Source organism: Streptomyces sp. HSW2009, assembly GCF_040240285.1.
GTDB lineage: Bacteria > Actinomycetota > Actinomycetes > Streptomycetales > Streptomycetaceae > Streptomyces.
In genome coordinates, this window is the sequence record NZ_JBEHZD010000271.1 from 1 (window position 1) to 10,358 (window position 10,358).

Below are 10,358 nucleotides of genomic sequence, written 5' to 3' on the forward strand. Positions count from 1 at the left end.
TTTTTTTATTTTTCTGGGACATCGGATATATATAAATGTTTTATGGCCGGTCGCTACTTTTGTGTTTACTACACTGGGGCGTGGGTGTGGGGCAGGGGGGCTTGGGATGGTGGCAGTGGCAGTGGCAGTGGCCGTGCTGGATGACCAGGGTGATCCCGCCGGCCGTGATGACGATGCACAGCCTGTCTCGCCCCGCGTGCAGCGACAGCGACAGGTCGTCGATGTCGAGATCCAGATCGATGCCGGTGTGGCGCCCGGGACCGGGCGACGGGGTGCTTCCGTGCCCGGTGCGGGTGTTCCTGTGGCTGGTGCGGGTGGGCGCGGGGCTCGGTCCCGACGTCGGATGCAGCGCCGCGGGCGAGGTGCGTACCGCGGGCGCGGACGGCGTGCGGGCGCCGACGGCGGGTGGCGCGGAGCGCGGCGGGGCGGCCGGGGGAGCGGACGACGAGGCTAAGGGCCCGGGCGCCGGGTGCCGCCGCTGTGCGGAGTGCCGTACGGGGACCGACTGCCGGGCCGGAGCGGCGTGTGGGAGCCGCGCCGGACGGCCGGGCGTGGCCGTGGCCCGGTTGTCCTCTCGCGTACGGGCGGTGGCTGTTGCCGGTGGGGCTGGTGGGGGTGCCGGCGCCGGGGCCGACCGCGCCGGCGGAGTTGACGGGGCCGGCAGGGCCGATTCGGCCGGCGTTGCGCGTGGGTTGTCGCGGGGCGCCGGCACAGCGGGGCGGGCCCGGTGGGGCGGCGGGGGCGCGGTACGGCTCGCCCCGGCGCGGTCGGGAACGGCGCGGTCGGGAACGAGGGTGTGTGGAAGGGGACGGTCAGGAACGGCGTGCGTCGGCCGGCCGCCCGGCGGTGTTGCTGTGGCCGGTGCGGGGCGGTGCGCGGTCGGGGGGTTGGCCGCGGCGTGTCCCCGGGTTGCGGGGGCCGGCGCCGGATGGGTCCGTCCGGGCGGTGGGGCAGTCGGGCGGGGCGGCAGCCGCATGGCACCGGGAGCCGGCCCGACGGACGGCAGGCGGGGCGGATACGCTCCAGGCGGCGCCGCGGGCCCCGGCGACTGATGGGCGGCCGGCCGCAGGGCCGGCAACGGACCCGCGGCGAACGACCGTTCGGCGGTGTTCGCACCAGAGACGGCCGCCGCCTCGGACGAAGCGAGGACGACGGCCGCGACGCTGATCCCCAAGCGGGTTACCCAGTGCCTTTGATTCACGCGATCATGCTGCGTGAGCTGTCCAGGGGACACACCAAGGTGTGAAGGAATTCGCTCGATGTGCTGAAACTTATGCGTGCATGGTTTGCGGGTCCTGTGTGCAATGGGTGGGTCGGCAGTTCGCTGAATGGACCGTTCCGCGTGCACATATGCCCCGGGCGTCCCTGCCGTCGCCGCCCGTGCCGGAGCCCGCCCGCCGGGTCGTCACCCGGTGGTGTGCCCCGGAGTCCGAACCGCCCAGAGGTGCGCCGGAGCGGGCGAACGGCCTGGTCACAGGCGCCCGGTGGACGGGCGCCCGGCGGCCCGGGCCCGCGCCAACCGGCCGTCGCGGTGCGCCGCCGGCCTAACGGATCTCCTTCGGCAGCGACTGCTCGATGACGGCCCGGGTGTCCGTGCCGGGAGGCAGCGTGCCGAACGCGTGGCCCCAGTCGCCGCCGAGCCGCGAGGCGCAGAAGGCGTCCGCGACCGCCGGGTGGCCGTACCGCACCAGCAGCGAACCCTGGAGCACCAGCGTCATCTGCTCGGCCAGCCGCCGGGCCAGCAGTTGGGCCCGTACCGGATCGGCGAGCTGGCCGATCGAATCCCGCACCCGCGCCACCGCCGCGTCCAGCCGGGCATCGGCCCCGGCCGCCGACTCGACCTCGGCGAAGAAGGCGGCCACCGCGGCGGGCTCCTTCTGGAGCACGCGCAGTACGTCCAGCGCCGCCACGTTGCCCGACCCCTCCCAGATCGACAGGAGGGGTGCCTCGCGGTAGAGCCGGGGCATGCCGGAGTCCTCGACGTAGCCGTTGCCGCCCAGGCACTCCAGCGCCTCCGCGACGTGGCTGCTGCCGCGCTTGCACACCCAGTACTTGCTGACCGCGAGGCCGAGCCGGCGCAGCGCCGCTTCCTCGGCGTCGCCGGCCTCCGCCCGATCGAGCGCCGCGGCCAGCCGCAGGGCCACCGCCGTGGCCGCCTCCGACTCCACCGCGAGGTCGGCCAGCACGTGCCGCATCAGCGGCTGGTCGATCAACGCGGCGCCGAAGGCCCGCCGGTGCGCCGCGTGGTGCACCGCCTGGCGCAGTCCGGCCCGCATGCCGGCCGCCGAGCCGATGACGCAGTCGAGGCGGGTCATGTTGACCATCTCCACGATGGTGCGCACCCCGCGCCCCACCTCACCCACGACCCAGCCGACGGCCTGCTCGTACTCGATCTCGGCCGAGGCGTTGGAGTGGTTGCCCAGCTTGTTCTTCAGCCGTTGCAGCCGCAGCGCGTTGCGGCTGCCGTCGGGGAGCACCCGGGGCAGCAGGAAGCAGGTCAGGCCCTCGGGCGCCTGGGCCAGGGTGAGGAAGACGTCGCTCATCGGCGCCGAGGTGAACCACTTGTGGCCGGTCAGCACGTACGAGCCGTCGGCCGTCGGGGTGGCTGTCGTGGTGCCGGACCGTACGTCGGAGCCGCCCTGCTTCTCGGTCATCGACATGCCCGCGATCAGCCCGCGCTTGGTGAGCGGCGCCCGCAGCCCGAAGTCGTACGTGGTGGAGGTGAGCAACGGGCCGTATGCGGCGAGGAGTTCGGGGGCTGCGCGCAGGGCCGCCACCGATGCGTACGTCATGGAGATCGGGCAGCCGTGGCCCGCCTCGGCCTGGGCCCACAGATAGAACTTCGCGGCCCGGACGAGGTGGGCGGCCGGCCGCTGCTCCGCCCAGGCCGCCGCGTGCTGGCCGGACGCGACCGCCTCGGTCATCAGGTGGTGCCAGGCCGGATGGAACTCCACCTCGTCCACCCGGTGCCCGAACCGGTCATGGGTGTGCAGCACCGGAGGGTGCTCCTCCGCCTGCCGCGCCCACTCCTGCACCTCGGCCGAGCCCGCCCGGGCGCCCAGCTCCAGCACCTCGGCCTCGGCCCAACCACCTCCGTCCCGCCGCAGCGCCGCCAGCAGGCCCGCCTCGTCGGCGGTGCTGAAATCCGTCAGCGGCGGGGCTTGGTTGAGGACCTCATGGGTGGGACTCACGGCGACCTCCAGGGATGCGGGATGCGACCTCAGGTCTTACATTTCCATGATGCGTGATGTGGAAGCGTAATGCACGAGGATGGGGCCGTGTATTCCGGGTGTTCCCGGCCGGATGCGCGGGCCCCGCGCGGCGGCTCGCGCATCCGGGCGAGAGCCTGAGGAGGCGACGAGGGCATGGACCAGACGCAGCGCGCGGCGCGCCGGACGGGCGGGACGGACCGGGCGGGCGGAGGCGGTGAACGCCGCTCGGCGAGCGCGGCGGGTGCGGCGAACGCTGTGGACTCGGCGGCCCCGGCGGGCGCGCCGGTGCTGCGCCCGCTGACCGCGCGCTCCATCGTGCTCAGCACGCTGCTCGGCCACCACCCCGCCGAACTGCCGGCACGCGCCCTGGTACGGGCCGGGCAGGTCTTCGGCACCGCGGACGGCACGATCCGCGTCGCCCTCACCCGCATGGTGGCCGCCGGCGACCTGGAACAGCGCTACGGCAGATACCGGCTGTCCGCCCGGCTGCTGGCCCGCCAGGCCCGGCAGGACGACAGCCGCGCGCCCGTGCTGCGGGAGTGGACCGGCGACTGGGAGATCGCCCTGGTCACGGGCGAGCGGCGGACCGTGGCCGAGCGGGCCGCGCTGCGGCAGGCGATGGGCACCCTGCGGCTGGCCGAACTGCGCGAGGGGAGTTGGCTGCGCCCGGCCAACCTGGAGCGCCCGCGCCCACCGGCCGCCACCGAGCAGTGCGCATGGCTGACCGGCGTCCCCGACGACGACCCGGCCCGACTCGCCGCGCGCCTGTGGGACCTGGACGGCTGGGCGGCCCAGGCCAGATGGCTACTGACCGCGCTGACCGCGGCGGACACCCTGGCCGGCCGCTTCGAGGTGGCCGCCGCGATGGTGCGCCAACTGCTCGCCGACCCGGTGCTCCCTGCGCCGCTGCTCCCCGCCGACTGGCCGGGCCAGGAACTGCGGGCCGGCTACGGGGCGTTCGAGGCGGAGTTCCGCGCGGCGGTGTGGGGCGACGCGGGCTGAGCTGCCCCGTGCCCGTGGGGAGGGGCGTGCCGTCGGCCGGCTGATGGCGGCTGGGTGGCTTGCGCGCTAGCCGGCCGAAGTCGGCGGATGCATCGCGGTGCACTGCTGGTGTGGTGTGCCGCCAGTCGTACGGTCGCCGCCGGCACGGCTGCTTCGGGGCGTACGACCACAGCCGTGGGCCAGGGCTGGGTCACGGCTGTGGCCCCGGGCCGTACGGTCGCGTCCCCGACCCCGATCCGTACGGCCGTCACCGTCGTTCGCTGCTGCCTCGGGCTGCACGACCACCCCCGCCACTCCATCGTCCGGGAGTGTCACGCCGTGCGGTGCCCCGCCCCCACCGCCCCGGGGCGCTACGCCGCGCGGTGACCCCGGCCCCGGCCCCACCGCGTCCCCGGGAGGGGTCCCGGGGACGCGCTGGCAGGGTGCCGCTACCCCGGTCAACCCGGCGCGGGGGGAGCGAGGGGGAAGCATGGTGCAGCAGGGGGCGCCCGACTGGCCCGATGGCGCGGTGGGCGCGGACGGCACCCTGTACCGGGACAACGCGTTCCGCGTCGCCGCGCTGCCGGTCACCGCGACGCCACGCCAGGTCCGCCGGCGCGCCGAACGCCTGCGTGCCGCCGAAGCCCTGGGCGCCGAAGAGCCGCTGGCGCCCGGCGTGCTGCCGCCCTCCCCGCCGCCCGGCCACGCCGAAGTGCGAGAGGCGCTGCGCCGTCTTGAGGACCCGCTGATACGGCTGAGCGACGAGTTCCTGTGGCTCTGGCCGCTGCCGGGCGACGAAAAACACCCGGAGACGGCGCCGGAGACCGAGGCAGATCCGGACGCGGCGCCGGGCCGATGGCGCGCCCTGGCAGCCGGCCCGCCGGGCGCACCGGGCCGCTCGGCAGCCGTGCACAACCTGGCCGTGTTCAGCCACGCCAAGGCCGTGGAACACACCCCCGCCGAGCACGCCGGACTGCTGGCCGACCGCTGGGCCACGAGTTACGCATACTGGGGGCGGGTGCTGGCCGACGACGACTGTTGGGGCTGGCTCGACCAGCGGATACGCGTACTCGACGACCCCCGGCTGCGCGGTTGGAGCGGGGAGCGGCTGCGCCGGGCCCTGCCCGCGCTGCTGTTGGCCGCCCACGCCAGGGCGGTCGTGGCCTGGGCCACCGAGGGCGCCGATCCGCACCGGCACATCGCCCTGATGCGCGAGTTCGACCCGGTGGGCGGCGCCGATCCGGCACTGCGCCGGGCCGTCGACCCGCTCGCCACCCGGGTTCGGCGCCGCTACGAGCGCGAGCGCGAGCGGACGGCAGACGAGCCGGCCGCCCACGACCTGGCCGCGGCGGCACTGCTCACCGAGACCGACGACGACCTGCGGGTGCTGGGTGCCGTCCTCGGCCAGGGCCACCCGCTCAGCCAGGACTCGGCGGACGCGGTTGCCTCGGCGGTGCACCAGCACGCCGTACGGTGCGCCAACCAGTCGGCCGATGCCGAGCCGGCCGTACGCGGCCCGCACCTCGACCACTCCATCGAACACCTGCGGCGTGCACGGAAGTTGGCGGCCAGCGGGCACGTCCGTACCCCCATCGATCGCGATCTGGCCGTACTGATCTCCAACGTCATCGGCCTGGCCTGCGCGGAGGCGGCCGACCGCGGCGAGCGGTTCCCGAGCCGGGGCGCCGGCTACGCCCGCGCCCTGATCCGGGCCGCGGGCCCGCGGCTGCGCCTGCTGGACGAACTGCCCGGCGTCCCGGTCGAAGGGCTCGACCACAGCGAACTCGCCGACAGCGTCGCCGCCGTCGCCTGCATCCTGCTGATCGGATTCCAGCGCGCCACGGGGGAGCGCGAGGCGACCTGTGAGGGCCTGCGCGCCGCCCTGCCGTACGCGCGGACCGGCCGCACCCGGGAGGCCATCGAACGGCAACTCGCCGCGCTCGACCGGACCCGGCACGCCCCGCCCGGCCCGTACGAGGACAACTCGGTGCGCATCCCGGGGACGGCCGAGGGCATCAGGTGTTCCGTGTGCGATCAGCTCGTACCGGATGACCAGGTGGAGATCGTGTACCGGAGGGGCGAGTACGGGGGCGCGTTCGCCTGCTGCCCGGTCTGCCGGGCCCTGTACTTCGACCGGAGCAGCGTCCCGTGGGGCCGCCCCCGGAAGGTCACGTTCGGGTGTGCCGGGGTCTGCGGTGGGTTGCTGATCGCCCTCGGCCTGGGGTGCTACGTCGTCGCGTACCTCATGCCCGACGCGCGGAACATGTGGATCGGCATCGGCCTTGCCGTGCTGGCCTGCGGCTTCGCCCTGCGGCGCCGCGCGTGGTGACGCTTGGCGCGCGCCCGGTCGACCGACCGGCCCCGCCGTCCCGAGCGCCGCTGCCGGGCCGGAGCCCGGCGCCGCCGTTCTCCCGTACGCCCCGCACCCGACGCGCAAGGAAGGGCCATCGATGACGTCCACCGGGCCGGTGATACCGCCCAAACCCACCCGCACCCCGCACCAGCCGGCCACCCCCGTCGGCCAGCACCACCCAGCCGCCCCGAACGCGCTGCCCATCGACCCGGGGAGGATCACCGAACTCGCCGTATCCGTATGGCGGTTGGGGAAGAAGGTGGCCACCGCCGACCAGGTGACCCCGAGCGTGCGACGGCATGCCCAGGCGGTGATGGACGCGCTCGCCGAGGCGGGCGTGCAGACCAGTTCGTACGAGGGCGTCGCCTACGACCCGGGCCTGCGCCTCAAGGTGCTGGCCTACCAGCCGACGCCCGGCCTGGAGCGCGAGGTGATCACCGAGACCGTGCGGCCCGCCGTCTTCCTGCACGGGGAGGCCATCTCCCTCAGCGAGGTGATCGTGGGCACCCCGCCCGAACAGCCGCCGCCACCACCGAAGTCCCCACCGAAGACCCCCGCCGAGTCCGTACCGAAGCCGCCGCCCGCGCCCGCCGACGGCGGGCAGCACGCGGATGCGGCCGACGGCGCGGCCGAAGCCGAGGCCAGCCCCGGTGCCGGCACCAGCCCCAGCGCCGACGTCGAGACACCCAACGTCGAGACACCCAACACAGAAGCACCCAACGCAGAAGCACCCGACAACGAGACACCCCACCCCGAGACAACCGACGCCGAAACACCCCACACCGACACACCCAACGCCGGAGAGGAGCCGACCCGTGCGCAGGACCACCGTTGACCTGGGGATCGACCTGGGTACGACCAACAGCGCGGTCGCCGTGCTGCGTGGCGTGCAGACCGAGGTGATCAAGAACAACGACGGGCAGGAGACCACGCCGTCGGCGGTGGCCATCGACCGTCGTCAGCGCCTGTGGGTGGGCCAGTCGGCGCGCGAGCGCAGCGAGCACGACCCGGAGAACACCTGCCTGGAGTTCAAGCTGCGGATGGGGACGGCGGGCCAGGACAAGCGGTTCGCCGCGACCGGCCGCACCCTGTCGCCCGAGGCGTTGTCGGCCGAGGTGCTGAAGTCCCTGCGGGCGGATGCCGCCGGGCGGTTGGACGAGGACGTCAGGGCCGCGGTGATCACCGTGCCGGCCGCGTTCGACCTCAGCGCCTGCGCGGCCACCGAGCGGGCCGCGGCGCTCGCCGGGCTCGAACACACCGTCCTGCTCCAGGAGCCGGCCGCCGCCGCCCACGCCTACGGCTTCCAGGCCACCGACGAGAACGCCACCTGGCTGGTCTACGACTTCGGCGGCGGGACGTTCGACGCCGCCGTGATCCGGCTGCGGGACGGCGAGTTCTCCGTCGTCGGCCACCGCGGGGACAACACGCTGGGCGGCAAACTCCTCGACTGGCGCATCGTGGAGGAGCTCTTCATCCCGGCGGCGGTCCGCCAGTCGCCCGGCCTGACCGGTCTTGAGCGGGGCAACCCGCGCTGGTTCGGCGCGATCGCCGCGCTCAAGCGGGCCGCTGAGGCCGCGAAGATTCGCCTCTCGCGGGCGGCGACGGTCACCGCCCTCGCCGACCTGCCCGACGACGCCCGCCGCAGCCACGAGTTCGAGTACGACCTGACCCGGGCCGATCTGGAGCGGCTGGCCGAGCCGTTCATCACCCGCTCGGTCAACCTGTGCCGCGCGGCGCTGGAGGAACTCCACCTCGGCGCGGCCGACATCGACAAGGTGATCATGGTGGGCGGCCAGACGGCCATGCCGTACCTCCGCGACCGGGTCGCCGACCGGCAGCGCGGGCTCGGCGCGGCGCTCGACTTCACCCAGGACCCGATGACCGTGGTGGCCCGCGGGGCCGCGGTCTTCGCCGGCGCCCAGCCACTGCCTGCGGGCTGGGGCGCGGCCGTCCCCGAGCCCGGCTCCTGCACGGTGCGGTGCGAGTACCCGCGGGTCGGCCCCGACCTGGACCCGGTCGTGGTGGCCCGGGTGACCACGCCCGACGGCGCCCCGGCCGCCGGCTGGAGCGTGGAACTGGTCAACGAGGAGTCCGACCCGCCCTGGCGCAGCGGCCGGCTCACCCTCACCGACCAGGGCGCCTTCACCGCCACGCTACGGGCCGAACGCGGCCGGCAGAACACCTTCCACCTCCGGCTCACCGACCCCTCAGGGACCCGCCGCCCCACCGCACCCGACCTGCTCACGTACACCGTCGGCGCGGTGGAGGCCGAGCCGATGCTCACCCATGCGGTGGGTGTCGGGCTCGCCGACAACCAGGTGCGTCCGCTGGTCGAACGCGGGGCCAGGCTCCCGGTGCGCCGCACCACGCCGCTGCGCACCACGCTCACCGTGCAGCGCGGCGAAGCCGGCGGGCTGATCCGCATCCCGGTCCTGGAGGGCGAGCAGCCGCGCGCCGACCGCAACCGCACCATCGGCCGCATCGAGGTGGGCGCGGCGGAGGTGGCCCGCACCGTTCCGGCCGGTAGCGAGGTGCATCTGACCATCGAGATCGACGCCTCCCGGCTGGTGCGGGTGAGCGCGTTCGTACCGCTGCTCGATGAGACGTTCGAGACCACGGTCAGCCTGCTCAGCGAACCCGTCCTGGACACCGTACGGCTGGCGGACGAGGTGGCCGCCGAGCGGGATCGGCTGGCCCATCTGCGGGACCGGCAGCGCGGCGTACGCAGCCCGGTGGTCGAGCTGCAACTCCAGCGCATCGTCGACGAGGCCATCGAAGAGGACCTGACGCGGCTGCTGGCCGCCGCGCGGGCGGACGAGGGCGCGGCGGCCGATGCCGACAGCCGACTGCGCGACCTGCGGCTTGCCGTCGACGCGATCGAAGAGGAGCTGTCCTGGCCGGAGTTGGTCGGCGAGGCCGAGTCGCTGGTCATCGCCGCCCGCGACCTCATCGCCGCGCACGGCAGCGCCAGCGACCGGGGTGAGCTGCCGGTGTTCGAGCAGGAGATCAACGACGCGATCGAGGCCCGGGAGGCGGGCCCGCTCCGGATGCGCTGCGACCGGCTGCGCGAGCACCTGACGCGGGTACTGGACCGGGCGGGGGCACTCCAGCCGCTGGTCTTCCACCAGTTGGTGCAGGAACGGGCGGCCATGCGGCACCCGGCCCAGGCGGAGCGGCTGATCCGGGAGGGCGAAGCCGCCCGCGACCGGGGCGAACAGGAACGCCTGCGCTCGATCAACCTCCAACTCGGCGACCTGCTGCCCGGCCCGCCGCCGCCCATCGACCTCAGCAGCACCGTCGAATCCGCGGGGTGACGTCGCACGGTGACGGCCCGGGATGACCTCGCGGTGGGGTCTAGAAGTCCACCCAGGCGTCGTCGTCCGCCCGGGCCACCGACTCCTGGCCGAACTCCCGCTCGTATGTGGCGCGGATGCGTTCGATGTCACGGTCCCGCACCCGTGCCTCCGACCGGGGGTAGAGCACGATCAGCTCGTACGAACGCTCCCGCTCGATGGCGCCGTGCTGGTCGCGCCACTGGCCGCGGCCCCGTTGGACGGTGAGGCCCTGGGGGAAGCGCGGGGTGACGGCGCGGTCGACGAAGTCGTTGAACTGCCGGTCGGTGACCGGCGGGCGGCCGTCGGCCCGCGCGGTGCCGAAGAACAACCTGGTCTCCACGTACGCCGCGCCGCGGTGCACGGAGGACGGCGCGGCGGACGCGGCGGGGGCGCGGGGCCCCGTGGGGGGGGGGGCCGGGGGGGCCCCCGCGCGGGGGGCGGCCGGGGGCCCAGCGGGGGGGGGGGGGCCGGGGGGGG

6 protein-coding genes are annotated in these 10,358 nt (G+C 74.7%); 4 read left to right on the plus strand and 2 right to left on the minus strand.

The genetic code is table 11. The annotated features are described in order from the left end of the window. Positions 1-1,544: 1,544 nt before the first annotated feature. Positions 1,545-3,191, minus strand: coding sequence for an acyl-CoA dehydrogenase family protein (locus AAHZ94_RS19915; protein ID WP_349994326.1), 1,647 nt, complete (start codon positions 3,189-3,191; stop codon positions 1,545-1,547). Between the two features lie 174 nt (positions 3,192-3,365). On the opposite strand from AAHZ94_RS19915, the gene AAHZ94_RS19920 reads away from it, so the two are divergent. The 4 genes from AAHZ94_RS19920 (at position 3,366) to AAHZ94_RS19935 (ending at position 9,860) form a co-directional block, all read left to right on the plus strand. Beyond that, the gene (locus AAHZ94_RS19920; protein WP_349994327.1) at positions 3,366-4,214 is read left to right on the plus strand and encodes a PaaX family transcriptional regulator C-terminal domain-containing protein; all 849 of its coding nucleotides are present in this window, start codon (positions 3,366-3,368) and stop codon (positions 4,212-4,214) included. A gap of 469 nt (positions 4,215-4,683) precedes the next feature. Next, entirely contained in the window at positions 4,684-6,522 is a 1,839-nt protein-coding gene (locus AAHZ94_RS19925) for a hypothetical protein (RefSeq protein ID WP_349994328.1), read from the plus strand. A 121-nt stretch (positions 6,523-6,643) separates the two neighbouring features. Continuing rightward, the gene (locus AAHZ94_RS19930) at positions 6,644-7,381 is read left to right on the plus strand and encodes a hypothetical protein (RefSeq protein ID WP_349994329.1); all 738 of its coding nucleotides are present in this window, start codon (positions 6,644-6,646) and stop codon (positions 7,379-7,381) included. Next, the gene (locus AAHZ94_RS19935; protein ID WP_349994330.1) at positions 7,362-9,860 is read left to right on the plus strand and encodes an Hsp70 family protein; all 2,499 of its coding nucleotides are present in this window, start codon (positions 7,362-7,364) and stop codon (positions 9,858-9,860) included. The genes AAHZ94_RS19930 and AAHZ94_RS19935 overlap by 20 nt, the downstream gene beginning before the upstream one ends. Positions 9,861-9,900: 40 nt before the next feature. Here AAHZ94_RS19935 and AAHZ94_RS19940 read toward each other — a convergent pair. Further along, a partial coding sequence (locus tag AAHZ94_RS19940; RefSeq protein ID WP_349994331.1) for a DUF3574 domain-containing protein occupies positions 9,901-10,358 on the minus strand: 458 nt, incomplete at its 5' end.